Source organism: Falsiroseomonas sp. (assembly GCF_051860665.1).
Lineage (GTDB): Bacteria > Pseudomonadota > Alphaproteobacteria > Acetobacterales > Acetobacteraceae > Falsiroseomonas.
Map to the genome: position 1 here is coordinate 18671 of NZ_JBHYDM010000003.1, position 25082 is coordinate 43752.

The following is a 25082-nucleotide window of genomic DNA, read 5'->3' on the forward strand; positions in this document are numbered from 1 at the left end:
TTCCTTCCCTACAATCCGAGATAGGCGCGCTTCAGTTCCGGATTCTCGCGCACCTCGGCCGCGCGGCCGGCGAGCGCGAAGACGCCGTGTTCCAGCACATAGGCACGATCCGCGATATCGAGCGATTGCGCGACATTCTGCTCCACCAGCATGATCGCCAGGCCCTCGCCATGCAGCCGGCGGATCAGCGCGAACATCTCCTCCACCAGCAGGGGCGAGAGGCCGAGCGAGGGCTCGTCCAGGATCAGCAGTTTTGGCTCGGCCATCATGCCACGACCAATCGCGAGCATCTGCTGCTCGCCACCCGAAAGCGTGCCCGCCGCCTGCGCCACGCGTTCGCGAAGGCGCGGGAAAGTGGCAAAGACCTTCTCCAGGTTCTTCGCGCGGTTCGCCTTGGCGCGGCGATAGGAGCCGAGCTCCAGGTTCTCGCGCACGTTCAGATTGGGAAAGATCTTGCGGCCTTCCGGCACCTGGATCAGGCCGCGCGCCATCACCTGCGCCGGCGAGAGGCCGGTGATGCGCTCGCCGCCAAACCGCACCTCGCCGCCGCGCGGCTTCACCAGGCCGGAGAGCACCATGTTCAGCGTGGTCTTGCCCGCGCCGTTGGAGCCCAACACGGCCACGATCTCCCCCGCCGTGACGTCGAGCGAGACGCCCTCCAGCACGCGCGTCAGCCCATAGCCCGCGACCAGGTCCCGCACCTCAAGCATGTGCGCCTCCCGTCAGCCGGCTTGCGGCGCCATGGCCGAGATAGGCTTCCACCACCGCGGGCGTCGCCACCACCTCGGCCGGCGTGCCGCTGGCGATGATGCGGCCCTGGGCCAGCACATGAACGGATTCACACAGGTTCATCACCGCCTGCATGACGTGCTCGATCATCAGCACCGTCACGCCGGAATCGCGGATGGCGCGCACCACGGGGACGATGTCGCGCACCTCGCTGGGGTTGAGGCCCGCCAACACCTCATCCAGCAGCAGCAGCTTGGGTTGGGTGGCCAGCGCCTTGCCGAGCTCCACGCGCTTGCGACCGGACACCGTCAGGGCGGCGGCGGGCTTGTCCAGTTCCGCCGTGAGGCCGACCTGCTCCGCCACCTGCTCGGCGAGGGCGATGGCATCCGCGCGGCGCTTGTGGCGCAGGAAGGCGCCGACCGCGATATTCTCCCGCACGCTCAGCCCGGCGAAGGGCTGCACGATCTGGAAGGTGCGGGACAGGCCCTCCGCGGCCAGCAGATGCGGCGGGCGCGCGGTGATCTCGGCCCCCTTCCACAGCACCTGGCCGCTGGTCGGCTTCTGGAAGCCGGAGACGATGGCGAAGAGCGTGGTCTTGCCCGCGCCATTCGGCCCGATCAGCCCGGTGATGCTGCCCTCGGCCACCTCGAAGCTGGCATCGGAGACGGCGAGCAGCCCGCCGAAGCGCATCGAGATGTTGCGAACCTGCAGGAAGCTCATCGGCGCCACCGCAGGAAGCGCAGCAGATGTCGTGGCGGATAGCGCACCACCAGGATCAGCAGCACGCCGAAGATCACCAGGTCGATGCCGGGAATGCGGCCCACCATCATGCGCGTGAGTTCCGCCAGAGTATGCAGGATGACCGCGCCGATGACGGGGCCGAAGACGGTCCCTGCCCCGCCGATGATCGGCGCCAGCAGCGCCTCCACCGAGATCCAGGTGCCATAGGCGATGGTGCTGTCGAGATAGAGGAAATACTGCGCATAGAGCCCGCCCGCCGCACCGGTCATGGCCGCCGAGAGCGTGATGGCCGAGAGCTTCACCCGCAGCGCATCCACGCCGACGGCGCGCGCCGCTTCCTCATTCTCCCGCACCGCGACCAGCTGCGCGCCGAGGCGCGAGCGTTCGAGCGCGCGCGTGATCAGCAAGGCAACGACCACCAGCGCCAGCACCACCAGGTAGAACCAGCCGCGCGAGGCGAACTGGAAATTGGCGGCGCGCTGGTCCAGCGGGATCAGCAGCCCCGCCGCCCCGCCGGTGAAGGCCGCAGCATTGGCCAGCACCCGGAAGACCTCCGCGAAGGCCAGCGTGACCAGCGCAAAATAGCTGCCGCGCAGGCCGGAGCGGAAGGAGAGGAAACCGATCACCCAGCCCACCAGCGCCGCCAGCGCGATGCCGGCCAGGAAGGTGATGTAGGGGTTCACGCCATAGCGCACCTGCAGCACCGCGGCCGCATAGGCGCCCGTGCCGAAGAAGGCCGCATGGCCGAAGGAATACTGCCCGCCGAAGCCGCCGAGGATGTTCCAGCCCTGGGCGGCGAGGCAGAGGATCAGCGTGAAGATGGAAAAATTCAGCAGCGTGCCGGCGGTGACGAAAAGCGGCAGCAGCGCCGCGATCGCGCCGAACAGCAGGATGGGCCAGACATCGCGCGCCGTCATGCGCGCGCTCCGAACAGGCCGGTCGGCTTGAACAGCAGCACCAGGATGAAGATCACGAAGATGCCGAGCTGGCCGAGGCTGTCGCCGAGATAGAGGCCCGAGAGCGACTCCACCACGCCGATCACCAGCCCGCCCAGCAGCGCGCCGGGCACGCTGCCCATGCCGCCCAGCACGACGATGGTGAAGGCCACCAGCACGAAGGCATTGCCGACGCGCGGATTCACATAGAAGGACGGCAGCAGCAGGCAGGCGGCCACAGCCAGGCAGGCCGTGCCGATGCCGAAGGTCACGGCATAGACATGGCCGACATCGATGCCGACCAGCGCCGCGCCCGTGCGTTCCTTCGCCACGGCGCGAATCGCGCGCCCGGTATCCGTCATCCGCAGCAGCACGAAGAGAACGGCCGCGACCACGAAGGCCACGCCGAAGCCGACCAGGCGCGGGAAGGACAGCAGCATCGGCCCGGCCTCCACCACCTCCATCGCATAATCGACCTGCACGGAGAGGGTGTCGGAGCGGAAGATCGCCAGCATGGCGTTCTCCAGCACGATCGAAAGGCCGAGCGTGACCAGGAGGATATTCTGGTCATTGCCGCCGCTCGCCGGGCCGATCACCAGCCGCTGCACGCCGTAGCCGAGGGCGAAGAATAGCGGCACCAGCGGCAGGATGGCGACATAGGGATCCAGCCCGAAGGCGGCCCAGCACACCCAGGCGGCATACATGGCCAGCGTCAGCAGCGCGCCATGCGCGAAGTTGATGATGTGCAGCACGCCATAGACCAGGGTCAGGCCCAGGGCGACGAGTCCGTAGACGGCACCGGTGAGGAGGCCGTTCGCCACGGCCTCCATCACGATCTCAGGTGGAAAGGACCGCAAGATCAATCAGGCCGGCCAGGGGAAGACGGCCTGGGCGTCGGCGAAATCGGTCGGGAAGATCACCTTGATGTCGTTGCCCTGCACCTGGGTGTTCACCGCCTGGCCGGCCTGGTTCTGGCCATTGACGAAATTGGTCGGGCCATAGGGCATGATGTGGCGGTCGAACCTGCCATCGGTCGCGGCCAGCGCCTCGGTCACCTTGGCGCGGTCGGCCGCACCCGCACGCTCCAGCGCATCGGCCACCAGCATCACGGCGGAGTAGTTCATCGGCGTGTTGTAGAGCCAGAAGCGCCCCTGCGCCTCCACCTGCCGGCGCAGCTCCGCGGTCTTCGGCTTGCGCGGATCGGCCCAGTGATTCACGTCCATCACCAGGTTCGCCGCTTCCGGGAATTCGCGCACGAAGCGGAAGTTGGAGGCCGCGCCGTTCAGCACGCAGTAGATGCCCTTCGGCCGGATGCGGCGCTGCTGCAGCGTGCGGCTCAGCAGCACGAATTCGGCGTAGTAGCTGGAGGGGATGATCAGGTCCGGGTTCAGGCTGCGGATGCGCAGCGCGATATTGGACATGTCGCGCGCCGGAGTCGGATGGCTGATCGTCTCCAGCACCTCGAATCCGCGCTTCGGCAGTTCGGCCTGCATCAGCCGCGCCATGCCCGAGCCGAAGAGCCCGTCCTCATGGACCACCACAACGGTCTTCGCCGGCTTGCCCGCCGCGTCGTTCAGCTTGACCAGGTTGTCCAGCGCCGCCGCGGTGATGCTGCCGAAGCCCGGTGAGAAGCGGAAGGTGTTCTTCAGCCCGCGCGTGACGATGGCATCCGAGACGCCGACATCGGCCACATAGGGCAGGTCGTAGCGCGAGGCGGCCTGGGAGGAGGCGAGGCAGATCGGGCTGGCGAAGCCGCCGACCACGGCCACCACGCCTTCCGCCTGCATGCGCTCCACCTCGGCCGTGCCGCCCTCGGGCGAGGAGCGGGCATCGCCGAAGACCATCTGGATCGGCGCGCCACCGAGGGCCTTGATGCCGCCGGTCGCATTGATCTCGGCAATCGCGAGCTCCGCGCCCAGGCGGCCATATTCGCCGTCCTGCGCCAGGGCGCCGGTCACGGGCTGCAGGATGCCGAGCTTGATGGCGGCCGGCTGGGCGCGCAGCAGGCCCGGCGCGGCCAGGGCGCCCAGGGAGGCTCCGGCAGCCCCCAGCAGCACGGCGCGGCGGGAGGGCAGGAATGCGTTCGGCATCGTCTCGGTCCCCTGTTGGTGATCCCTGTGGCGCGGCACCCCCGCGTTGGGCCGATATCTGCGCTGCCGCGCTCTTTTCGGCAAGCTGTCCGGACAAGCCGGCTGCGTCCTGCCGGCACAGGCTGCCGCCGCGCAAGGCAGGCTGCCGCATGATGGGGCAGCTTCCGCCGCGCGTTGACGCCCGCCGCGCCTGCCCGTAACCCCAGCCCCATCAACAACAGCCCGGGAAGGTCACGCCGATGCGCTCGCATGAGGGCCAGTTCTCCGACAACCGCCCCATCAAACGGTCTCCCCAGGAGAAGCGCCGCCTGCTGGCGGAGTTGAAGGAGACCCTGGCCGGGATCAAGCCGCACAATTCCCCCAGCCTCCGCACCACGCTTCTGGCGCGGATCAAGGAGCTGGAGGCGGAGCTGGCGCCGGAACGCAAGTAGCCCTGCATGCCGCAGGCGGCGCCCCACCCCCTGGAGAGGCGCCGCCTGCTGGCCGGCATGGGGCTGATGCTGGCCTGCTGCCTGGTCTTCGCCGTGATGGGCGCCTGCTTCCGCGCCGCGATGCAGGAAGGCCTGCCGGTGCCGCTGGTGCCCTTTGCCCGCGGCGTCTTCACCACCCTGGTCATGCTGCCCTGGCTGCTGCGCCAAGGCACCGCTGCCCTGGCCACACGCCGCCCCGGCGCCCATGTGGCGCGCTGCGCCGCCGGGTCCTGCAGCTTCATCCTCTCCATGTTCGCGCTGCTCTGGCTGCCGCTGGCCGATGCGGTGGCGATCCTGCATGCCAAGCCGCTCTGGGCCCTGCCGCTGGCTTTTCTTCTCCTGGGGGAGAGGGTGGGGTGGGATCGCGCGATCGCGGCGGCGGTCGGATTCGCGGGTGTGCTGGTGATCATCGGGCCGGATGGCGGGCTGGAATGGCCGCCCTCGTCCGGCACGCTGGCGGCGCTGGCGGGCGGGGCTTCGGGGGCCATGGTGCTGGTGGCGGTGAAGAACCTGTCCTCCACCGAGCCGCCGGCGCGGGTCGTAGCCTGGTATGCCATCTGTTCCGTAGTCATCTGGGGACCGGTCTCCGCCTTCGTCTGGCAGACCCCGACGCTGGCGGCGCTGCTGCTGCTGATGGCGGGGTCCGCCTGCGCCATATTGGGCGACTTCCTGGCCTCCTGGGCCGCGCGGCGCACGCCCGTCGGGCTGCTGGCCCCCATTGAATATGTGCAGATCCCGGCCGCGGCCCTCATCGGCCTGGTGGCCTTCGGGGAGGCGCCGGGCTGGAGCCTGCTCTGGGGCACGCTCATCATGGTGGCGGCCACCCTCTACCTCGCCCAGCGCAGCCAGCGCGGCGGCTGAGCTGCCCAAGGCGCGGTCACGCTGCACGCCCCGAAGGCAGATCGGCCTCTACACAGCCGCCGCGGGGCCTCGCGGGGCGGTGACAGGGCGCATTTCCGGGCTATGGTGCCGCCACCGAGGAGGACCCGCATATGCTGACCCGCCGCACCCTGATGGCTGCCGCCGCCGGCACCACGCTCGCCCTGCCCGCCATCCGCACCGCCCAGGCGCAGTCCGCCGTGCGCTTCACCCTGGACTGGGCGCTGCAGGGCAATCACGGCATGTGGGCGCTCGCCGAGGATCGCGGGATCTTCCGGCGAGAGCAGCTGGCGGTTCGCATGGATCGCGGCTTCGGCTCCGGCGATGCTCTCGTGAAGGTGGGCTCCGGCGCCTATGACATCGGCTTCGCGGATTTCTCGGGCGCGGTGAAGTTCAATGCGGAGAATCCGAACAGCCGGCTGGTGATGCTCTATCCGGTCTTCGACCGCACGGCGGCCGCCATCGTCACCATGCGCGGGCGGGGCATCGAGAAGCCGCAGGATGTGCAGGGCAGGAGCCTGGGCGCGCCGGAAGGCGAAGGGTCCCGGCTGTTGTTCCCGGCCTTCGCCAAGGTGGCCGGCATCGATGCCAGCCGCGTGCGCTGGACCTCCATGGCCGCGAACCTGCGCGACACCATGCTGCGCACCGGCCAGGTGGATGCCGTGACCGGCTTCCTCTTCACCGTGCATTTCAACCTGGTGGGCCTCGGCATCCCGGAGGACAATATCCTCTCCTGGCCCTATGCCGAGCATGGGCTGGATCTCTACGGCTCCGGCGTCTTCGTCCGCGCCGAATGGCTGGAGCGGAACCAGGAGGTGGCGGCGCGCTTCGTGAAGGCCTCGATCGAGGGCCTCAAGCTGCTGCTGAACGACATCCCCGGCGGCATGGCGGCGTTGAAGCGGCGCGAGCCGCTGTTCGACGAGGCGCTGGAATCCCGCCGCTTCGCCATGACGCGCGACCGCTCCATCATCACCCCGAACAGCCGCGCCAATGGCATGGGCTATCTCGACATGGCGCGCGCGCAGCAGTTGGTGCAGGTGAATGCGGAAGCCCTGGGCGTGGCCAATCCGCCCGCGGCGGAGACCATGTTCACCGACCGCTACCTGCCGCCGAAGTCCGAGCGGATGCTTTGATCCACCTGGCCGCTCAGCCGGTGCGAAGAGCACCGGCCGCCCAATAGTCGGAGGCTGCGGCCATGTCGAAGATTCTGCTGACCGGCGCCCGCGTCCTGGCGCCGGATGCGCTCTCCACCCGTTTCCAGGACGTGCTGGTGGAGGACGGCAAGATTGCCGCGCTGCTGCCGCCGGGCACGAAGGTGGACTCCGCGCAGGCGCATGATGCCCGGGGCCGACTCATCATCCCCGGGCTGGTGAATGGCCATAGCCATGGCCATGGCGGCCTGGCCAAGGGCTCGGGCGACAAATGGGACCTGGCCCTGCTGCTGGCCCATGCGCCCTGGGTCACCGGCGGGCGGCTGCTGCAGGACAAGTACCTGTCCTCCGCCCTGAATGCCTTGGAAAACCTGAAGAAGGGCTGCACCGCGGTCTATGACCTGCCCTCCGAAATCCCGCTTCCCACCGCCGAGGGGCTGGATGCGATGGCGGAGGCCTATGCCGCGGTCGGCATCCGCGCCGTGCTGGCGCCGATGCTGGGCGATCTCACCTTCTTCCAGGCGACGCCGGGCCTGATCGAGAGCCTGCCCGAACCTTTTCGCAGCAAGGTCGAGGCCATGTCCGCGGCCCCGGCGGAGAAGACCCTCGGCGCGATGGACGCCATCGCCCGCGGCTGGTCGCATACGTCGAAAAACATCCGCTTCGGCGTGGCGCCAACCATCCCGCTGCACGGGACGGATGATTTCCTGAAGGCCTGCCGCGCGTTGGCCGCGGAACACGGCCTGCCGATGCAGAGCCACGTCGCCGAAAGCCGCTACCAGGCCGCGGGCGGCGAAATCCGCTACGAAGGCGCGACCCTTCTCGGCCACATGGACAGCCTCGGCCTGGTCGGGCCCTGGTTCAGCGTGGCGCATGGCGTCTGGCTGACCGAGGGCGACCTGGCGCTGCTGGCGGAACGCGGCGCCGGCATCTCGCACAATCCGGGCGCCAATATGCGCCTCGCCTCCGGCATCGCGCCGGTGCGCAAGGCGATTGCGGCCGGCGTGACGGTGGGCATCGGCACCGATGGCTCCTCCTCCTCCGACAACCAGAACATGTTCGAGGCCATGCGCCTGGCCGCCTTCGCCTCCCGCCTCTGGGAGGATGCGGAGGATGACGACTGGCTGGGAACGGCGGAGACGGTGCGGCTGGCGACGCAAGGCTCCTCGAAGCTGATGGGCCTCGGCGGCGGCACCATCGAGCCCGGCCAGAATGCGGACCTGGTGCTGCTGGACCTGGCGCATGTGAACTGGGCGCCGCTGAACGATGCGGCGAACCAGCTGGTCTGGACCGAGGATGGCAGCGCGGTCGCCGATGTGATGGTCGCCGGCCAGTGGAAGCTGCGCGACCGCAAGGTCCTCGGCATCGACGAGGCCAAGCTCGCGGCCGCGGCGAATGAGGCGGCGGAGCGGCTGCGCGGCGTGAATGCCGGGGCGCGCGAATGGTGCGAGGCGGTGGCGCCGCATGTGGCCTGCCATTGCCGGGCGATGGCGAAGGGCTGGACGCGGTCCAAGCGGCTGTTGAAGGCGGAATAAGGCAGAGCCCCCCCACCCCGACCCTCCCCCGCGAAGCGGGGGGTCGCGGCACTGCCGCGACGCCGAAGGCTGGTTCGGGTGGGGGCAATTGTGGAGGAACCACGAATGCTGTTGAAGAACCGCGTGGCGGTGGTGACCGGCCCCGCCAAGGGCATGGGCGCTGCCTGCACCCTGCTGCTGGCCGAGCATGGCGCCGACCTCGCCCTCGTTGGCCGCGACACCGCCGCCATCGAGCCCGTCGCCGAACAGGTCCGCGCCATGGGCCGCCGCGCCGAGATCTTTGGCTGCGACCTGATGGAGGCCGCCAGCGTGGAGGCCATGGCGAAGTCCGTGCTCGCCTCCTTCACCCGCTGCGATGCCCTCATCAATATCGCCGGCGGCCGGGGCCCGCTTGGGAAAACCTTCTGGGAGACGACGCCGCAGGAATTCGACGAAATCCTCCGCCTGAACGTCACCGGCTGCTTCCTGACAATGCGCGCCTTCGCGCCGACGATGATCGCGGCGAAATCAGGCAAGATCGTCAATGTCGGCGGCACCTTCGGCATGCGCGGCCGCGCCGGGCGCAGCGCCTATTCCGCCAGCAAATGGGGCCTGCGGGGCCTGACCAAATCCGCGGCACTGGAGCTCGGCCCGCACAATATCAACGTGAATATCGTGGCTCCGGGCATGGTGGAGGGCGATCGCTTCGACAATGTGCTGGCCACCATGGCGCGCAAGGAGGGCATCAGCCTCGATGAGGCGCGCGTGAAGCACGCCAGCGAATATGCGCTGCGCCGCATCAGCACCGATGTGGACGTGGCCAATGCCGTGCTGTTCTTCGCCTCCGACCTGTCCCGCCAGACCACGGGCCAGGATTTCACCGTCGATGGCGGCTGGGTGATCTGACCATGCAGGACATACTCGCAGACCTGCTGATCACCGGCGGCACCGTCATCAACGAGACCGGCCGCTTCGTCGCCGATGTCGCGGTGAAGGACGGGCTGATTGTCTTCGTCGGCCATCCGGATTTCGCGCCACGCGCGCGCCGCAGCATGGAAGCGGCGGGGAAATTCGTCATCCCCGGCGCCATCGACGTGCATACCCACATCCGCGAACCCGGCATGACGCAGAAGGAGGATTGGACCACCGGCACCCGCGCCGCCGCGGCCGGTGGCGTCACCACCGTCTTCGACATGCCGAATACCGACCCGCCCGTCTGGTCGCTGGATGCGCTGGCCATCAAGCAGGAAGCCGCCGCCCGCCAGGCGCATGTGAATTACGGCCTCTACGGCCTGCTGGACGAACGCACGCTCGACATCCTGCCGCAGCTCGCCGAGGCCGGGATCATTGGCACGAAGCTGTTCTACGGCAATACCACCGGCAACCTGCCCGCGCCGAATGATGGCGCGGTGCTGGAAGGCTTCGAGATTTTGGCCGAGCTCGGCCTGCGCTGCTCGATCCATGCCGAGAACTCGCCCATGCTCTTCTGGCGCGAGAACCGCATGAAGGCCGCGGGGCGCGATGACGCCTGGGCGCATCTGGCGGCGCGCGCCGATATCGTCGCGCTGGAGAGCCTGAACCGCTCCATCACCCTCTCCGAATGGACCGGCGCGCGCATCCATATCGTGCATGAGAGCTGCATGCGCTCCCTCCCCATCATCCGCGATGCCAAGGCGCGCGGCGTGCCGATGACGGTGGAGACGGGACCGCAGTATTTTCTCCTCGCGGCCGAGGACCTGACCGGCGACAAGGCCCGCATCGCCCGCCTCAACCCGCCGATCCGTGAAAGGGCGCAGCAGGAACCCATCCTGGCCGCGCTGCTGGATCGCACCATCGACATGCTGGGCACGGACCATGCGCCGCATGCCATGGCGGAAAAGCAGCATGCCAGCTTCTGGGACAATGCCTGCGGCTTCCCGGGCGTCGAGACCTCCATGCGCCTCATGCTCACCCTGGTGCATCAGGGCCGCATGAGCATGGAGCAGTATGTCCGCATGGCCTGCGCCGCGCCGGCCAAGGCTTTCGGGCTCTATCCGCGCAAGGGCGTGATCCAGCCGGGCGCGGATGCGGATATCGCGGTGGTGGACCCCGCCAAGGAAGGCGTGATCCGTGGCGCGGAGCTGCACAGCCTGCGCAGCCGCTTCACGCCCTTCGAGGGGATGGAGACGGTCGGCCTGCCGGTGGCCACCATCGTCCGCGGCCGCGTGGTGATGGAAGGCGGCACGGTGCTGGACGCGCCCGGCTGGGGCCGGATGGAGCGGCCCGAAATGCCGAAACCCGCGCCGCGCAACCTGGCGACGACGACCAGGGCCATCCTGCGTCCGGATGCCCAATCCTGGTGATTCCCGCGCGGCGTCACGTTAGTGTCGCGGTTCCGTCACCGAGGCATTCGCACCATGCTGATCCGCCGCCGCGCCCTGATCGCCGCCGCCGCCCTCACCCCCCTCGCCGCCCGCGCCCAGGCGCCGGCCATGCCGGCGAAGGGGCGCCGTCCCTGGGCGGAGCAGCTCGGGCAGATCCGCATCGGCATCCTGGGCGGGGAGAATGAGGCGGATCGCATCGGCCGCTACGGCGCCTATGGCCGGTTGATCGAGGAGACCTTCGGCGTCCCCGTCCGCCTGTTCCAGGCCAGCGACTATTCCGGCGTGGTCCAGGCCTTTGCCGGCAGGCATATCGAGATGGCCTCCATGTCGCCCGCCGCCTATGCGGCGAGCTGGATGGAATCCAACGGCAATGTCGAGCCCATCCTGGTGACGCAGGAGGCGGACCAGAGCACCAGCTACATCGCGGTGATGTACACCCGCGCCGATAGCGGCATCACCAGCCTGGAGCAGATGCGCGGCAGGACCATGGCCTGGGCCGATCCGAACAGCGCCAGCGGCTACCTGATCCCCCGCGCGGAGCTGCGCGCCGCCGGCATCAACCCCGAGCAGTTCTTCGGCCGCACAGGCTTCGCCGGCGGGCATGAACAGGCCATCGTCGCCGTGATGGGGCGGCAATTCGATGCCGGCGTCACCTGGGCCTCCGGCGTCGGCGAGGCCTCGGAAGGTTTTACGCGCGGGATGCTGCGCTCGACGGCAGAGAAGGGCCTGCTGAACATGCGTGACCTGCGCATCATCTGGCAGTCCAGGCCAATCAAGAACGGCCCGATCGTCGTCCGCAAGGACACGCCGGATGGCTTCAAGGCGGATATCACCGCCTTCCACCTGGCCCTGCCCGCTGCATACCCGGAGATCCACCGCGCGGTTGAACGCGGCAACGTCATCGGCTGGGTGCCGACCCAGCATTCGGATTACGAGGTCTTCGTCACCATGCGGCAGGAAGAGGCCGCGCAGCGTCGGCGACGGAACTGAAAAGGGGGGCGCGAGCCCCCCTTCCCGTCTCAGTCCACCTGGGCGCGCGCGGCGCGCACCACCTCGCCCCAGCGGGCGATGTCCTGCTCATGCACGCGGCGAAACTCCTCCGGCGTCGTGACGGTGGAGGGCGAGATGCCCTGGTTGTTCACCAGCCAGTCCCGGAACTCCGGCGCCTCGATGATCTTGCGGATCTCCATGTTCAGCCGCTGCTGGATCGGCGCCGGCAGGCCGGGAGGGCCGAAGACGCCGTACCAGGTGGTGCTCTCGAAGCCCGGCAGGTTGCAGGCCTCGGCGATGGTCGGCACATCCGGCAGCGCGGCCAGGCGCTGCGGCGTGGTGACGCCCAGGGCGCGGACCGCACCCTGCTGGATCAGGCCGATGGCCGGCCCGACCTGGTTGAAGAAGAGGTCGGTCTGCCCGCCGAGCAGGGAGGTGACGGCACCACCCTGACCCGGGAAGGGCACATGCACCATGTCGATCCCCGCCGCCGTGGCGAATCGCGCGCCCGCGAGATGGGTGGAGGCGCCATTGCCGGTGCTGGCATAGTTCAGCGCGCCGGGCCGCGCCTTGGCATCCGCCACCAGCGCCGCGCAGCTGGTGTAGTTGGGGCGGTGCTGGATGCTGGTGGTCAGCACATTCGGCACGTCGCCGAGATGCGCGATATGCGTCACGTCGCGCAGCGGATCGAAGGGCAGGCGCCGGTACAGCGTGGCGTTGATCGCATGCGTGCCCGCGGTGCCGAACAGGATCACGTAGCCATCCGGCCGCGCCTTGGCCACGAAGTCGGAGGCGATATTGCCGCCGGCGCCGACGCGGTTGTTCACCACCACCGGCACGCCCAGCGCCTGGGACAGCGGGGCGGCGATGCGGCGGGCATAGATGTCGACCCCCGAGCCATTCGGGAAGCCGCCGAGGAACTCGATGGGGCGGGAGGGCCAGTTGTCCTGCGCCAGCGCCGGCATCGCGGCGAGAAGGCCGCCCAGCAGTGGCAGCAGAAGGCGATGTCGGAGTTTCATAAGTCAGTCCTCAACCTGTTCCTGCGCAGAAAAGCCGCCGGCGCGCACCCTGCGCAACCCCTTGCCACCCTAGGCTGGACAGAAAGCACCCGCCGGCTAGGCTTCGCCCATGCAAGAACCCGTCCATTCTCCCCGCATCGCCCGCGGCGGCAAATCCATCTACGGCGCGCCGCTCGGCATCCTGATGCTGGAGGCACGTTTCCCGCGCATTGCCGGCGATATGGGCAATGGCACCACCTGGCCCTTCCCCGTGCTGTTCCGCGTGGTGCGCGGCGCGAGCCCGGAGAAGGTGGTGCTGCAGGGCGCGCGCGGCCTGCTGCCGGATTTCATCGCGGCCGCGCGGGACCTGGTGGATCTGGGTGCGGAGGCGATTACCACCAATTGCGGCTTCCTGTCGCTGTTCCAGGCGGAGCTGGCGGCGGCGGTGCAGGTGCCGGTCGCGACCTCCTCCCTCATGCAGGTGCCCTGGGTGCAGGCCATGCTGCCGCCCGGCAAGCGGGTGGGTGTGGTGACGGTGAGCCGCGCCTCCCTGACGCCCGCGCATCTGCAGGCGGCCGGCGTGCCGCTGGATGTGCCGATGGAGGGGACGGAGGGCGGCCGCGAATTCTTCCGCGTGCTCATCAAGGCGGAGAAGGCGGATCTGGATGTGGCCCTGGCCGAGCAGGATATTCTGGACGCCGGCCGCGCCCTTTTGGCGCGTCATCCGGAAGTCGGGGCCATTGTCCTGGAATGCACCAATATGCCGCCCTATGCGGCGGCCCTGCAGGCGGAGCTCGGCCTGCCGGTCTATGACATCTACACGCTGGTGACCTGGCTGCATGGCGGGCTGCGCCCCGCCCGCTTCGGCTGAACCCTCCGCGGCCGGGCCTTCTGCAGCCGAGCCGGGGACGGCCGCCGGGTCAGGCGGCTGATTGGCGCTGCCGCAAGGCGGCCAGGCGCCGCACCTCCTGCACCGGGCGCACGTCGCGGATGGCGGGCAAGGCTTCAAGCCCGGCCTCGCGCGGATCGGGCGCGCCCTCACCTTCGGCCGACATCGGCCCCATGGCGCGGTCCACGGCTTCGCGCAGCGCCAGGAAATTGCCGGCATGCCGGGTCCGGGCTGCGGCAATGGCCAGGACGGCGGCAACGGCGTGGATCAGCGCCTCCGTCCCCTGCGGCGGGGGCTCCGGCCGGCCGGCCGGCGTGTCGAGCCAGGAGATGCCCATGCGCAGCACCGGGTCGTAGAACAGCCCGCCCTCCTCGGGGATGGGGCGGTAGGATGCCATGGGCGAGGGCATGACATGCGTGGTCGACATCGTGCTTTCCTCCGGGGTTTTCCCGTCAGGTTTCTTTCTGTCAGGCGGGCCGGACGACCATCCGTCGTCCCGGGGTTACCGTCCTGGAAGCCTCACAATCGACTGCAAATGATGAACGCTTGGTAAAGAAATCGCCCCCGGAGGGGGGTTCGTCCGCGAAACGGGTTAAATCAACGCAAAAACCCCGGCCACTTGCGTGACCGGGGTTCCGCCGTCCACCTCGGATGAGGGTCGGACTATTCCTTCATATTGACGGCCTGGCGCCCGCGCTGCCCGTCCCGCACATCCAGCGCCACCTTCTCACCCTGCTGCACATCGGCCCGGCCGGCGCGCTGCAGGACGGAGGAGTGCAGGAAGACGTCCTGTCCGCCATCCTCGGGCGTGACGAAGCCGAAGCCGCGCACCTGGTCGAACCACTTCACCGTGCCGCTGACGGCATAGGTCGGGCCGCCCTCGTCGCGGTTGTCGCGGCGCGGCGGCGGCCGGTCGCCGAAATTGCCACGCGGCGCGCCGAAGCCGCCACCGAAGCCGCCACCCGGCGGGCCACCGAAATCCCGGCGCGGCGGACGATCGCCGAAGCCACCGCCGCCGAAATCGCGGCGCGGCGGCCGGTCGCCGAAGCCACCCGGCGCACCGCCGAAATCCCGACGCGGCGGACGATCGCCGAAGCCACCGGGCGCGCCGCCGAAATCCCGACGCGGCGGACGATCCCCGAAGCCGCCCGGACGCGCGGCCCTGTCGCCGCCCGGACCCTTGATGACGGAGTGAATCCGCGTGACCAGGCGCCGACCCTGGCGGTCCGTCCCGATCTCGCAGTTCAGCTTGTCGCCGGTGTCCGGCGGCTCGATGCCCGCCTCGGTCAAGGCCGAGGCGTGGAAGAAGACGTCCTGTCCATCCGGACCCAGTACGAAGCCGAAACCCTTGCGGGCATTGTACCACTTCACTTCGGCTTCGACGGGGCCGGCGCCGCCCTGCTCGTTGTCGGGAAACACGATCTTATGCAATCCGTACTTGTGGACACGACCCGACACGATGCAGGGCCGCCACCATGCAAGATTGCACCACGTCGCAAGAAAAACCAGCGAAAAGCGTGATTATGCGAAACGCTCGGGCCGAAATGGTTGCATCGGCAGCGCCGGTTTCCGTCCCGCCAGCAGATCGACGATGGCCGTCGCCGTGCGTGGCGCCGCCACCAGCCCGGTATGGCCATGGCCGAAGGCCAGCAGCACATCCGGCGTGGCCGCCGAAGCGCCGAGGCAGGGCAGGCCATCGGGCATGGAGGGGCGGTGGCCCATCCACAGCTTCACCCGCTCCGCCGGCAGGTCCCGCGGCAGGCCCGGAAAGCTGCGCAGCAGGTGGTCGCGCAGGATCTCCGCCCGCTTCCAGTTCGGCGCCGCCTCCAGCCCCGCGATCTCCACCTGGCCGGCGCAGCGCAGGCCGCGATCGGTCCAGGTGATCGACATCTTGCCGTCATAGGGCATCATCGGCGTGCGCGGCCCGACCTCGGCATCCGCGACCATGGCGTGGTAGCCGCGCTCCGTCTCCAGCGGCACGCGGGACCCCACGGCGGCCGCGAGTTTTTTCGAATGCGCGCCGGCGCAGATCACGGCGCGGTCGCAGGCCACCTCGCCCGCGGCCGTCACCACGGCGCGCAGCCGGCCACCCTCCAGCCGGAATCCCGTCGCCGCCTCCCGCCGCAGTTCGGCGCCCTCCGCGCGGGCCTGGGCCACCAGCGCGGCCACATAGGCGCCGGGATCGCGGCAATGTCCGCCTTCCTCCACCAGCGCGCCAAAACCGTAGCGGCGGTCGAGCTCCGGCTCCCGCTGGCGCATCTCATCCGCGTCCAGTTCGAGCCATTCGATGCCCACCTGCCGGCGCACCCGCCAGGCCAGCGCCTCGGCCTCGAACTGCGCCCGGTTCTCATAGACATAGACCAGACCGCGCTGCTCGATCAGATGGCCGACCCCGGCCTGTTCGGCGAGCTGCTTGTGCAGCGCCGGGCTGCCCACCAGCAGCGGGCGCAGCGCCTGGGCAGCGCGCAGCACCTTGGCCTCGGTCCAGCCGGCCCAGAGGTAGCGCGCCAGCCAGGGCAGCACCCTCGGGAAATAGGACCAGCGGATCGCCAGCGGCCCCAGCGGATCGGCCAGGAATTTCGGCACCTTCTTCCACAGCCCAGGGCTGGAGGGCGGGATGACCGACATGGGGCTGAGCCAGCAGCCATTGCCGTAGCTCGCCGCCTGTTCCCCGCCCGGCTCGCCCGGCTCCAGGATGGTCACCCGGAAGCCCTCGCGCAGCGCGCCCAGCGCCGTCGCGGCGCCGATGATGCCGGCGCCGATCACCACCACATGCGGGGGCGCACTCGCCTCGGGCCGCATCGCAAATTCCGTACTCACGCCTTGTTCCCCATCACACGGCCCGGATCCTCTGCCGCCAGCAGCGAGACATGGGCCGAGACCACCCGCCATCCCTGCCCTGGGATGCGCGCCATGATCTTCGTCTCGCGGCCCACGAGTCCGGTGCCGATGCGTTCGTACTCCAGATGCGTCGCCGCGACATCCCGGCCGAAGGCGGTGATGCGTACCTCGCGCTGGATGCGCTGGGCATAGGCGCGGACGGAGGCGCGGAAGGCGCGGATCGCCTCGATGCCATAGAGGATCTCGCCGATGCCGAAGCGCACGGTGCGCGGATCGGCCCAGAAGATGGCGTCCAGCGTCGCCGTCTCATTCGCCATCAGGGCGGCCTCGTAGCGGTCGAAGACCGCGCGGACCTCCGCGATCACCGCCGGGTCGTCGATCTGCACGCGCATTCTCCTGCCTTGCGGCGGCAGGATGCCCGTCACGGGCCGGGATGCAAAGCCGAGGGCAAATTCCGCTTCACGCCGGCGTGATCAGTAACCTATAAGTATCACGAGGGGATTCGCCGCTTCGCAACAAAAAAACCGGGACACGCGCATGCTCGACGCGCCCATGCCACAGAACCAATTCGGTTCCAACGCCGCTGCGCCGCAACACGGCTTCCTATTTGCCACCGGAATCGAGAACAGCGCCCCCACCATCCAGGGCGGCCGATTGCGCCGGGACCAGATGCGCGAATGCGGGCATTACGACCGGTGGCGGGAGGATTTCGCGCTGGTGCGGGAGCTGGGCTGCGATGCCCTGCGCTACGGGCCGCAGCTGCATAGCACGCTGCGCGCCCCCGGGCTGCATGACTGGTCCTTCGCCGACGAGACCTTTGCCGAAATCCGCCGCCTCGGCATCCGCCCCATCGTCGACCTCTGCCACTTCGGCGTGCCGGACTGGATCGGCGATTTCCAGAACCCGGATTTCCCGGCGCTCTTCGCCGACTATGCCGGCGCATTTGCACAACGCTTTCCCTGGGTGCAGCTCTACACGCCCGTGAACGAGATGTTCATCACCGCCGTCTTCAGCGCCCGCTACGGCTGGTGGAACGAGCAGCGCACCGACGACCGCAGCTACGTCACCGCCATCAAGCATGTGGTGCGCGCCAATGTCCTGGCGATGCGGGAGATCCTGAAGCACCGGCCCGATGCCATCTTCATCCAGTCCGAAAGCACGGAGGCCTTCCACCCGGAATGCCCCGCCTCCGTCCCCCACGCCGATTTCCGCAATGCGGAGCGCTTCCTGACGCTGGACCTGAATTACGGCCGCCGCGTCGACAGCAGCATGTACGAGTTCCTGCTGGATAACGGCATGACGCGGGCCGAGTACCACTTCTTCCTCGACAACCGCCTGAAGCGCCACTGCGTCATGGGCAATGACTGGTACCAGACCAACGAGCATCTGCTGAATGCCGAGGGCCATGGCCGCTGGGCCGGGGAGGTTTTTGGGTATGACACCGTGACGCGGGACTACCATGCCCGCTACGGCCTGCCGGTGATGCACACCGAGACCAACCTGGACGAAGGCCCGAATGGCGACGAGGCGGAGCGCTGGCTGTGGAAGCAGTGGTCCGGCATTTTGCGCCTGCGGCGGGAGGGCATCCCGGTGCTCGGCTTCACCTGGTATTCCCTGACCGACCAGATCGACTGGACCAGCGCGCTGCGGGACCCGGCCGGCGTGGTGAATCCGCGTGGCCTCTACGACCTGGACCGCAAGCCGCGGCGCGTCGGCCTGGCCTATAAGCGGCTCATCGAGTCCTGGCGCGAGGTGCTGCCGACGCAGAGCCTGTGCTTGCAGGTGCCGCTGAGCGCGGCGTGACTCCTCACGCCGACGGCTTCAGCACCGGCACCTCGAGCGCCGCCCGCTGCTCATAGGTCTGCTCCACCAGCTGCGTGAAGTGCCGGAAATCGCGGATCAGATAGGCGTGCTGCGTCTCATCCACCTGCCGGATGTTCAGCGACATGCCGGGCGAGGCCAGCCACAGGCTGAACAGGCGGCGCATATTCTCGAGGTCCAGCGGGTGCCGGCCATGCAGCACCGTCAGCGCCGCACGGCGCGGCTGGGCCGGCAGCTCATCCAGGTTCACCCGCTGCGGAATGCGCAGGATATTGTCGCGCAGCGGCCGCCAGGCATGCGGCACGGAGGCATCCAGGTTCACCTGGGGGTTGGAGACGACGCAGGCGGCCTCCAGCTCGATGGCCCAGCGCAGTGCGGCATAGCCGGCCATGGAGGAGCCGAAGAACAGCACCCGGCGGGCGGCATAGGGCCGGATAAGCTCGCGCAGCAGCGCGCCGAAGCGGGCGCCGCCATCGTCATAGAGATAGTAGCTGTTGTCGGGATCGCAGAAGGCCAGCAGGTCCATCGGCATCTTGCGATGGATGCTGTCGATGGCGGCGTAGCGGCCATTGTTGTTGTGGGTGGCGAAGGTGACGATCAGACGCTTCTGCGTATTCGCGGGGTTCGGCACATGCAGGTAGCGGATGCCCTCGGTGACGCGCTCATGGCGCGCCACCAGCAGGTCCCGCAGGCTGGGCTCCGGAGTCTCAGCCAGCATCCACCACCGCGCGCTTGGCCATCACCGTGACCAGATGCGCGCGGTATTCGGCGCTGCCATGGATATCACCGTTCAGCAGGCCGGGGTCGACCTTCACGCCGGCCACCGCATCCGGCGACCAGTTGGCGGCAAGCGCCGCTTCCATCGCCGCCTCGCGGAAGACGCCATTGGCGCCGGCGCCGTTCACCGCCACGCGCACGCCGGAGGCGGTCTTGGCCACGAAGACACCGGCCATGGAATAGCGGCTGGCCGGGTTGCGCATCTTGGCATAGCCGGCCTTGGCGGGGATCGGGATATGGATCGCCGTCACCAGCTCCCCCACATCCAGCGCCGTGGTGAACATGCCGGTGAAGAAATCCTCCGCCGCAAGCTGGCGCTTGTCGGTCTGGATGGTGGCGCCGAGCGCCAGCAGCGCGGCCGGGTAATCGGCGGAGGGATCGTTATTGGCGACGGAGCCGCCCATGGTGCCGCGGTTGCGCACCTGGGTATCACCGATGGTGGCCGCCATGGCGGCCAGCGTCGGGATCGCCGCCTTCACCTCGGCCGAGGTCGCCACCTCGTAGTGCCGGGTCAGGGCGCCGATCACCAGCTTGTCCCCTTCCCGCTTCACACCGCGGAGTTCCGCGATGCCGGAGAGGTCGACCACGGCGGTCGGCTTGTTCAGCCGCAGCTTCAGCGCGGGCAGCAGGGTCATGCCGCCGGAGATCGGCCGCGCATCGGGGTCGGCGGCCAGGATCTTCACGGCATCCGCGACCGAGGCCGGCTTGTGGTAAGCGAAATCGTACATCTTCCGAATCCCCTGTCTATTCGGCCGCGAGCCTGTGGGCATTGACGATGCCCCAGATCTTCTGCGGCGTCGCCGGCATTTCCACATGGCGCACGCCATAGTCGCGCAGCGCATCCACCACCGCATTCATCACCGCCGGCGGCGACCCGATGGCCCCCACCTCCCCGCAGCCCTTCACGCCCAGCGGGTTGTGGGTGCAGAGGGTGGTATGGGTGGCGACGCCGACATCCGGCAGGTCGCCGGCCCGCGGCATGGTATAGTCCATGAAGGAGCCGGAGATCAGCTGCCCCTGGGCGTCATAGATCGCCGCCTCCAGCAACGCCTGGCCGATGCCCTGCGCCACGCCGCCCTGCACCTGGCCCTCCACGATCATCGGGTTGATGACGCGGCCCACATCGTCCACCGCGGTGAAGTTCACCACCTCCACACGGCCCGTATCCGGGTCGATCTCCACCTCGCAGATATGGCAGCCGCCGGGATAGGTGAAGTTCTTCGGGTCGTAGAAGGCCGTCTCCTCCAGCCCCGGCTCGATCTCGTCGATCGGGTAGTTGTGCGGGACATAGGCCGCCAGGCTGATGTCCGTGAGGCTTTTGGTTCGGTCCGTGCCGGCCACCCGGAAGGTGCCGCGCTCGAATTCGATATCCTCGACGCTGGCCTCCATCAGATGGGCGGCGATGCGCTTGCCCTTGGCGATGATCTTGTCCATCGCCTTGTCCATGGCGGAGCCACCCACGGCCAGGCTGCGGGACCCGTAGGTGCCCATGCCGAAGGGCACCTTGGCCGTGTCGCCGTGGACGATATCCACATTGGCCGTCGGCACGCCGAGCTTTTCCGCCACCAGCTGGGCGAAGGTCGTCTCGTGGCCCTGCCCGTGGCTATGCGCGCCCGTCAGCACGGTGACGCTGCCCGTGGGATGCACGCGGATGGTGCCCACCTCATAGAGCCCCGCCCGGGCGCCCAGCGAGCCGACCACGGCGGAGGGGGCGATGCCGCAGGCCTCGACATAGGTGGAGATGCCGATGCCGCGCAGCCTGCCGCGCGACTTGGCCTCCGCCCGGCGTGCCTCAAAGCCGGCCCAGCCCGCCGTCTCCAGGCAGGCATCCAGCGTCGCATGGTAGTTGCCGCTGTCGTACTGGAGCGCCACCGGCGTCTGGTAGGGGAACTGGTCGGGGCGGATGAAATTGCGGCGTCGGAACTCGACCTTGTCGATGCCGGCCTCGGCGGCCGCCACGTCCATCAGCCGTTCCAGCAGATAGGTCGCCTCCGGCCGCCCGGCGCCGCGATAGGCATCCACAGGAACCGTGTTGGTGAAGACCGCCTTCACCTCGGCATAGATCACCGGCGTGGAATACACGCCCGACAGCAGCGTGGCGTAGAGATAGGTCGGCACGCAGGGCGCGAAGGTGGAGAGATAGGCGCCCATATTCGCGAGCGTATGCACCTTCAGGCCCAGGATCTTCCCCTCCGCATCCAGCGCCAGCTCGGCGATGGAAACGTGGTCGCGCCCATGCGCGTCGGACATAAAGGATTCGGACCGCTCGCAGGTCCATTTGACCGGGCGCTTCACCTTGCCGGCGGCCCAGGTGACGATCGCCTCCTCGGCATAGTGGTAGATCTTGGAACCAAACCCGCCGCCCACATCGGGCGCCACCACGCGCAGCTTGCTCTCCGGGATATGCAGCACGAAGGCGCCCATCAGCAGCCGGATCACATGCGGGTTCTGGCTGGTGGTATAGAGGGTGTAGTCGCCCGAGAAACTGTCGAAGTCGCCGATGGCGACGCGCGGCTCCATCGCATTCGGCACCAGGCGGTTGTTCGTCGTCTCGAACTTCACCACCCGCGCGGCGCGGGCGAAGGCCGCTTCCTGCGCCGCCTTGTCGCCGATATGCCAGTCGTAGCAGAGGTTGCCGGGCGCCCCCTCATGCACCTGCGGCGCGCCGGGCTGGATTGCGGCCTCGGTGCCGGAGACGGCGGGCAGCGGCGTATAGTCCACGATGATGGCTTCGGCCGCATCGCGCGCCTGCAGGCGGGTTTCCGCGATCACCACCGCCACCGGGTCGCCCACATGGCGCACCTTGCCGAGGGCCAGCGCCGGGTGCATCGGCTCCGCCATCGGCGAGCCGTCCTTGTTGTGGATCTGCCAGCCGCAGGGAATGCCGCCGATGGATTCGGCGGCCATGTCGGCGCCGGTGAAGATGGCCTTCACCCCGGGCATCACCTTCGCGGCCGCGGTGTCGATCCGGTCGATGGTCGCATGCGCATGCGGGCTGCGCAGCATCACCGCATGGGTCTGGCCCGGCCGGTTGATGTCATCCGTGTACTGCCCACGGCCCTGCAGGAAGCGAAAATCCTCCTTGCGGCGCAGGCTGGCGCCGATGCCCTCGAAGGGCGTCACCACGTTCATGGTTCAGATCCTCCCCGTCGCGTTGCAACAGGCTGGCCCGCCGCGGTGCCCCCTCTGCCGGGGGGCTGGTCCGCGGAGCACCCAACCGGAACTCCGGCCTATTCGGCGGCGGCGCGCGCCAGCTCCTTCACCCGGCCATGCATCACGTCCTGCGCCGCGGCGATCGCCTTCACGATGTTGTGGTAGCCGGTGCAGCGGCAGAGGTTGCCCTCCAGCCCCTCCCGGATCTCCTTCTCGCTCATGCCATCCGGGTGCTTGTTCACCAGGTCGATGGCTGACATGACCATGCCCGGCGTGCAGAAGCCGCATTGCAGCGCATGGTATTCGCGAAAGGCTTCCTGCATCGGATGCAGCGTGCCGTCCGCGGCGGCCAGGCCCTCGATGGTGGTGATCTCGCTGCCGTCGCACTGCACCGCCAGGATGGTGCAGGACTTCACGCTATCCCCACCCATATGGACGACGCAGGCGCCGCACTGGCTGGTGTCGCAGCCGACATGGGTGCCGGTGAGGCGCAGCTGCTCCCGCAGCGTCTCGACCAGCAGGGTGCGGGCCTCGACCTCGACCGTGTGTTTCGTGCCGTTGACCGTCAGTGTGACCTGCGGCATCGCGCCTCTCCCCGAATTTGGCCTGCCGGCCCCCCGGTTTGGGGGCCGCCCTGGCCTGGGAGAGTCGTCCCGGTGCCGCGCCTCGTCAAGCGTGGCGATGGCGAAACTGATGCGCCGCGCTACCCGACCGCCAGAAGCTGCGCCCCCTTGGCGCCGGAGAGCGGGTTTTCCGCCGCCGGCAGGTCGTGCAGGTGGCAGGCGCTGACATGCCCCTCCCCCATCGCATCCTGAACCGGCCGCAGGGCGGGCTCCTCCACCCGGCAGCGGTCGAAGGCATAGGGGCAGCGGGTGTGGAAGCGGCAGCCCTTGGGCGGGTTGATCGGGCTGGGCACATCGCCCTTGAGGATGATGCGCTGGCGCTGCACGCCCGGCGTCGGCTGCGGCACGGCGGAGAGCAGCGCCTCCGTATAGGGATGCTTCGGCGCCCCGAAGAGGCTGCGCCGCGGCGCCACCTCCACGATCTTTCCCAGATACATCACCGCGACGCGGTGCGTCATGTGCTCCACGATCGCCAGGTCGTGGCTGATGAAGAGCATGGCCAGGCCGAGCTCCTTCTGCAGGTCCTGCAGCAGGTTCACGATCTGCGCCTTCACCGAGACGTCGAGCGCCGAGACCGCCTCGTCGCAGATGATCAGGTCCGGCTCGCCGGCCAGCGCGCGCGCGATGCCGATGCGCTGCCGCTGGCCGCCGGAGAATTCATGCGGCCAGCGATTGATCGCATCCCGCGGCAGCCGGACCTTGTCCATCAGCGCGGCCAGCCGTGCCTCGAGGTCGGCCGAACCCTTCGCCAGGCCGAAGTTGCGGATCGGCTCGGCCAGGATGTCGCGCACCCGCATGCGCGGGTTCAGGCTGCTGAAGGGGTCCTGGAACACCACCTGCATCCGCCGCCGCAGCGGCCGCAGCGTGCCGGAGGGCATGTCGTCGATCCGCTGCCCGTCCAGGATCACCTGGCCATCGGTCAGCGGGAACAGCCGCAGCAGTGCCTTGCCCACGGTGGACTTGCCGCAGCCGGATTCACCGACCAGCGACAGCGTCTCCCCCTTCGCGATGGAGAAGGAAATGCCGTCCACGGCATAGACCTTGGCGGTGACGCCGCCGAAGAACCCGCCATGGATCGGGAAGTGCTTCTTCAGGTCGTTGACCTGCAAAACCGGCGTGCTCATGCCGCGAGGGCCCCTTCGCGCAGCGCGTAGTGGCAGGCGGCGACATGCCCCGGTGCCTTTTCCTCCAGCGCCGGCGCGACGGCGGTGCAGAGTTCGGTGGCATGCGCACAGCGGCTGGCGAAGACGCAGCCCGGGATCTTCTGCTTCAGGCTGGGCACCAGGCCCGGAATTTCCGCCAGCCGCGTCGCCTCCCCGGTCAGGGATGAGCCGAGCTTCGGCACGGAGCCGAGCAGCCCCTGGGTATAGGGATGACGCGGCGTGTTGAAGAGCGCCCTGACCGGCGCCTCCTCCACCTTCCGGCCCGCATACATGACGACCACCCGTTCCGCGACTTCCGCCACCACGCCGAGGTCGTGGGTGATGAGGACGATGGCGGCACCGACGCGGTGCTTCAGGTCGCGCATCAGGTCCAGGATCTGCGCCTGGATGGTGACGTCCAGCGCCGTCGTCGGCTCATCCGCGATCAGCAGCTTCGGGTTGCAGGCCAGCGCGATGGCGATCATCACGCGCTGGCGCATGCCGCCCGAAAGCTGGTGCGGATACTCGCGCACGCGGCGCTTCGCCTCCGGGATGCCGACCAGGTTCAGCATCTCCACCGCGCGATCCTCGGCGGCCTGGGCGGACATGCCCTGGTGCAGTCGCAGCGTCTCGCCGATCTGGCGGCCCACCGTCAGCACCGGATTCAGGCTGGTCATCGGCTCCTGGAAGATCATGCTGATCTCGTTGCCGCGGATCGCCCGCATCTCCTTGTCGGTCGCTTCCAGCAGGTTCTTGCCGTTGAAGCGGATGGCGCCTGCCAGCTTGCCGGGCGGTTCCGGGATCAGCCGCAGGATGGACATGGCGGTCACGGACTTGCCGCAACCGGACTCACCCACGATGGCCAGCGTCTCCCCCGCATTCACATGGAAGGTGACGCCGTCCACGGCACGGTTGATGCCGTCCGGCGTGCGGAAATGCGTCTGCAGCGCATCGACTTCGAGAAGTGCCATCTGGG

At 68.8% G+C, this 25082-nt stretch carries 25 protein-coding genes; 9 read left to right on the plus strand and 16 right to left on the minus strand.

Annotated elements, in window-relative coordinates:
* Positions 1-8 precede the first annotated feature (8 nt).
* Genes ACTIF1_RS03555 through ACTIF1_RS03575 form a run of 5 tightly spaced genes read right to left on the minus strand, consistent with a single transcriptional unit; the run spans position 9 to position 4495 of the window.
* Positions 9-710, minus strand: coding sequence for an ABC transporter ATP-binding protein (locus ACTIF1_RS03555; RefSeq protein ID WP_439594999.1), 702 nt, complete (start codon positions 708-710; stop codon positions 9-11).
* Positions 703-1449: an ABC transporter ATP-binding protein gene (locus ACTIF1_RS03560; protein WP_439595000.1), complete on the minus strand. Its 747-nt coding sequence runs from the start codon at positions 1447-1449 to the stop codon at positions 703-705. Before ACTIF1_RS03560 ends, ACTIF1_RS03555 begins: the two co-directional genes overlap by 8 nt.
* Positions 1446-2387 (minus strand): branched-chain amino acid ABC transporter permease, encoded by a 942-nt coding sequence (locus ACTIF1_RS03565; RefSeq protein ID WP_439595001.1) that lies wholly within the window; start codon positions 2385-2387, stop codon positions 1446-1448. Before ACTIF1_RS03565 ends, ACTIF1_RS03560 begins: the two co-directional genes overlap by 4 nt.
* Positions 2384-3235: a branched-chain amino acid ABC transporter permease gene (locus tag ACTIF1_RS03570; protein WP_439595002.1), complete on the minus strand. Its 852-nt coding sequence runs from the start codon at positions 3233-3235 to the stop codon at positions 2384-2386. Before ACTIF1_RS03570 ends, ACTIF1_RS03565 begins: the two co-directional genes overlap by 4 nt.
* A 33-nt stretch (positions 3236-3268) precedes the next feature.
* Positions 3269-4495, minus strand: coding sequence for an ABC transporter substrate-binding protein (locus tag ACTIF1_RS03575; RefSeq protein ID WP_439595003.1), 1227 nt, complete (start codon positions 4493-4495; stop codon positions 3269-3271).
* Between the two features lie 239 nt (positions 4496-4734).
* Here ACTIF1_RS03575 and ACTIF1_RS03580 point away from each other — a divergent pair, with 239 nt between their 5' ends.
* From ACTIF1_RS03580 to phnD, 7 genes are all read left to right on the plus strand, one after another.
* Complete coding sequence (locus ACTIF1_RS03580; RefSeq protein WP_439595004.1) at positions 4735-4926, plus strand: hypothetical protein; 192 nt, start codon at positions 4735-4737, stop codon at positions 4924-4926.
* Positions 4927-4932: 6 nt separating this feature from the next.
* On the plus strand, positions 4933-5826 hold the full coding sequence (locus ACTIF1_RS03585; RefSeq protein ID WP_439595005.1) for a DMT family transporter: 894 nt from the start codon (positions 4933-4935) through the stop codon (positions 5824-5826).
* A gap of 131 nt (positions 5827-5957) precedes the next feature.
* The gene (locus tag ACTIF1_RS03590; protein ID WP_439595006.1) at positions 5958-6977 is read left to right on the plus strand and encodes an ABC transporter substrate-binding protein; all 1020 of its coding nucleotides are present in this window, start codon (positions 5958-5960) and stop codon (positions 6975-6977) included.
* 62 nt (positions 6978-7039) lie between these two features.
* Complete coding sequence (locus ACTIF1_RS03595; protein ID WP_439595007.1) at positions 7040-8530, plus strand: amidohydrolase family protein; 1491 nt, start codon at positions 7040-7042, stop codon at positions 8528-8530.
* 105 nt (positions 8531-8635) lie between these two features.
* Positions 8636-9415 carry an SDR family NAD(P)-dependent oxidoreductase gene (locus ACTIF1_RS03600; protein ID WP_439595008.1) on the plus strand — a complete coding sequence of 260 codons (780 nt, stop codon included), beginning with the start codon at positions 8636-8638 and terminating at the stop codon, positions 9413-9415.
* Positions 9416-9417: 2 nt separating this feature from the next.
* Positions 9418-10851: a dihydroorotase gene (locus tag ACTIF1_RS03605; protein WP_439595009.1), complete on the plus strand. Its 1434-nt coding sequence runs from the start codon at positions 9418-9420 to the stop codon at positions 10849-10851.
* Between the two features lie 54 nt (positions 10852-10905).
* Positions 10906-11862, plus strand: a complete 957-nt coding sequence (phnD, locus tag ACTIF1_RS03610) for a phosphate/phosphite/phosphonate ABC transporter substrate-binding protein (protein WP_439595010.1) — start codon at positions 10906-10908, stop codon at positions 11860-11862.
* 29 nt (positions 11863-11891) lie between these two features.
* Here phnD and ACTIF1_RS03615 read toward each other — a convergent pair whose 3' ends face one another.
* Positions 11892-12881 carry a Bug family tripartite tricarboxylate transporter substrate binding protein gene (locus ACTIF1_RS03615; RefSeq protein ID WP_439595011.1) on the minus strand — a complete coding sequence of 330 codons (990 nt, stop codon included), beginning with the start codon at positions 12879-12881 and terminating at the stop codon, positions 11892-11894.
* Positions 12882-12990: 109 nt separating this feature from the next.
* Here ACTIF1_RS03615 and ACTIF1_RS03620 point away from each other — a divergent pair, with 109 nt between their 5' ends.
* The gene (locus ACTIF1_RS03620; RefSeq protein WP_439595012.1) at positions 12991-13731 is read left to right on the plus strand and encodes an aspartate/glutamate racemase family protein; all 741 of its coding nucleotides are present in this window, start codon (positions 12991-12993) and stop codon (positions 13729-13731) included.
* A 49-nt stretch (positions 13732-13780) separates the two neighbouring features.
* Here ACTIF1_RS03620 and ACTIF1_RS03625 read toward each other — a convergent pair whose 3' ends face one another.
* The 4 genes from ACTIF1_RS03625 to hpxZ all read right to left on the minus strand — a co-directional run bounded on the left by ACTIF1_RS03625 (position 13781) and on the right by hpxZ (position 16976).
* A complete protein-coding gene (locus tag ACTIF1_RS03625) occupies positions 13781-14176 on the minus strand; it encodes a hypothetical protein (protein WP_439595013.1) in 396 nt (131 codons plus the stop codon).
* A gap of 236 nt (positions 14177-14412) precedes the next feature.
* On the minus strand, positions 14413-15180 hold the full coding sequence (locus ACTIF1_RS03630) for a cold-shock protein (protein ID WP_439595014.1): 768 nt from the start codon (positions 15178-15180) through the stop codon (positions 14413-14415).
* Between the two features lie 90 nt (positions 15181-15270).
* Positions 15271-16569 (minus strand): NAD(P)/FAD-dependent oxidoreductase, encoded by a 1299-nt coding sequence (locus tag ACTIF1_RS03635; protein WP_439595015.1) that lies wholly within the window; start codon positions 16567-16569, stop codon positions 15271-15273.
* A complete protein-coding gene (gene hpxZ / locus ACTIF1_RS03640) occupies positions 16566-16976 on the minus strand; it encodes an oxalurate catabolism protein HpxZ (protein WP_439595016.1) in 411 nt (136 codons plus the stop codon). The genes ACTIF1_RS03635 and hpxZ overlap by 4 nt, the downstream gene beginning before the upstream one ends.
* A gap of 151 nt (positions 16977-17127) precedes the next feature.
* Here hpxZ and ACTIF1_RS03645 point away from each other — a divergent pair, with 151 nt between their 5' ends.
* Positions 17128-18393 carry a family 1 glycosylhydrolase gene (locus ACTIF1_RS03645; protein ID WP_439595017.1) on the plus strand — a complete coding sequence of 422 codons (1266 nt, stop codon included), beginning with the start codon at positions 17128-17130 and terminating at the stop codon, positions 18391-18393.
* Between the two features lie 4 nt (positions 18394-18397).
* On the opposite strand, the gene ACTIF1_RS03650 is transcribed toward ACTIF1_RS03645, so the two are convergent.
* The 6 genes from ACTIF1_RS03650 to ACTIF1_RS03675 form a co-directional block, all read right to left on the minus strand.
* Positions 18398-19129: a hypothetical protein gene (locus ACTIF1_RS03650; RefSeq protein WP_439595018.1), complete on the minus strand. Its 732-nt coding sequence runs from the start codon at positions 19127-19129 to the stop codon at positions 18398-18400.
* Positions 19119-19916, minus strand: coding sequence for an FAD binding domain-containing protein (locus tag ACTIF1_RS03655; protein WP_439595019.1), 798 nt, complete (start codon positions 19914-19916; stop codon positions 19119-19121). The genes ACTIF1_RS03650 and ACTIF1_RS03655 overlap by 11 nt, the downstream gene beginning before the upstream one ends.
* Positions 19917-19932: 16 nt before the next feature.
* The gene (locus tag ACTIF1_RS03660) at positions 19933-22320 is read right to left on the minus strand and encodes a xanthine dehydrogenase family protein molybdopterin-binding subunit (protein ID WP_439595020.1); all 2388 of its coding nucleotides are present in this window, start codon (positions 22318-22320) and stop codon (positions 19933-19935) included.
* Positions 22321-22418: 98 nt separating this feature from the next.
* Positions 22419-22925 carry a (2Fe-2S)-binding protein gene (locus tag ACTIF1_RS03665; RefSeq protein ID WP_216836095.1) on the minus strand — a complete coding sequence of 169 codons (507 nt, stop codon included), beginning with the start codon at positions 22923-22925 and terminating at the stop codon, positions 22419-22421.
* Positions 22926-23044: 119 nt separating this feature from the next.
* Positions 23045-24088, minus strand: coding sequence for an ABC transporter ATP-binding protein (locus tag ACTIF1_RS03670; RefSeq protein WP_439595021.1), 1044 nt, complete (start codon positions 24086-24088; stop codon positions 23045-23047).
* Positions 24085-25077: an ABC transporter ATP-binding protein gene (locus ACTIF1_RS03675; RefSeq protein WP_439595022.1), complete on the minus strand. Its 993-nt coding sequence runs from the start codon at positions 25075-25077 to the stop codon at positions 24085-24087. Before ACTIF1_RS03675 ends, ACTIF1_RS03670 begins: the two co-directional genes overlap by 4 nt.
* Between the last annotated feature and the right edge of the window lie 5 nt (positions 25078-25082).

Bases quoted from the DNA above. Each gene is read 5' to 3' on its own strand.
- ACTIF1_RS03590 (WP_439595006.1), top strand. From the start codon at position 5,958: ATGCTGACCCGCCGCACCCTGATGGCTGCCGCCGCCGGCACCACGCTC.
- ACTIF1_RS03620 (WP_439595012.1), top strand. From the start codon at position 12,991: ATGCAAGAACCCGTCCATTCTCCCCGCATCGCCCGCGGCGGCAAATCC.
- ACTIF1_RS03670 (WP_439595021.1), bottom strand. From the start codon at position 24,088: ATGAGCACGCCGGTTTTGCAGGTCAACGACCTGAAGAAGCACTTCCCG.
- ACTIF1_RS03595 (WP_439595007.1), top strand. From the start codon at position 7,040: ATGTCGAAGATTCTGCTGACCGGCGCCCGCGTCCTGGCGCCGGATGCG.
- ACTIF1_RS03675 (WP_439595022.1), bottom strand. From the start codon at position 25,077: ATGGCACTTCTCGAAGTCGATGCGCTGCAGACGCATTTCCGCACGCCG.
- ACTIF1_RS03625 (WP_439595013.1), bottom strand. From the start codon at position 14,176: ATGTCGACCACGCATGTCATGCCCTCGCCCATGGCATCCTACCGCCCC.
- ACTIF1_RS03570 (WP_439595002.1), bottom strand. From the start codon at position 3,235: ATGGAGGCCGTGGCGAACGGCCTCCTCACCGGTGCCGTCTACGGACTC.
- ACTIF1_RS03655 (WP_439595019.1), bottom strand. From the start codon at position 19,916: ATGTACGATTTCGCTTACCACAAGCCGGCCTCGGTCGCGGATGCCGTG.
- ACTIF1_RS03650 (WP_439595018.1), bottom strand. From the start codon at position 19,129: ATGCTGGCTGAGACTCCGGAGCCCAGCCTGCGGGACCTGCTGGTGGCG.
- ACTIF1_RS03555 (WP_439594999.1), bottom strand. From the start codon at position 710: ATGCTTGAGGTGCGGGACCTGGTCGCGGGCTATGGGCTGACGCGCGTG.
- ACTIF1_RS03665 (WP_216836095.1), bottom strand. From the start codon at position 22,925: ATGCCGCAGGTCACACTGACGGTCAACGGCACGAAACACACGGTCGAG.
- phnD (WP_439595010.1), top strand. From the start codon at position 10,906: ATGCTGATCCGCCGCCGCGCCCTGATCGCCGCCGCCGCCCTCACCCCC.
- ACTIF1_RS03615 (WP_439595011.1), bottom strand. From the start codon at position 12,881: ATGAAACTCCGACATCGCCTTCTGCTGCCACTGCTGGGCGGCCTTCTC.
- ACTIF1_RS03585 (WP_439595005.1), top strand. From the start codon at position 4,933: ATGCCGCAGGCGGCGCCCCACCCCCTGGAGAGGCGCCGCCTGCTGGCC.
- ACTIF1_RS03575 (WP_439595003.1), bottom strand. From the start codon at position 4,495: ATGCCGAACGCATTCCTGCCCTCCCGCCGCGCCGTGCTGCTGGGGGCT.
- ACTIF1_RS03605 (WP_439595009.1), top strand. From the start codon at position 9,418: ATGCAGGACATACTCGCAGACCTGCTGATCACCGGCGGCACCGTCATC.
- ACTIF1_RS03600 (WP_439595008.1), top strand. From the start codon at position 8,636: ATGCTGTTGAAGAACCGCGTGGCGGTGGTGACCGGCCCCGCCAAGGGC.
- ACTIF1_RS03565 (WP_439595001.1), bottom strand. From the start codon at position 2,387: ATGACGGCGCGCGATGTCTGGCCCATCCTGCTGTTCGGCGCGATCGCG.
- ACTIF1_RS03645 (WP_439595017.1), top strand. From the start codon at position 17,128: ATGCTCGACGCGCCCATGCCACAGAACCAATTCGGTTCCAACGCCGCT.
- ACTIF1_RS03580 (WP_439595004.1), top strand. From the start codon at position 4,735: ATGCGCTCGCATGAGGGCCAGTTCTCCGACAACCGCCCCATCAAACGG.
- ACTIF1_RS03660 (WP_439595020.1), bottom strand. From the start codon at position 22,320: ATGAACGTGGTGACGCCCTTCGAGGGCATCGGCGCCAGCCTGCGCCGC.
- ACTIF1_RS03560 (WP_439595000.1), bottom strand. From the start codon at position 1,449: ATGAGCTTCCTGCAGGTTCGCAACATCTCGATGCGCTTCGGCGGGCTG.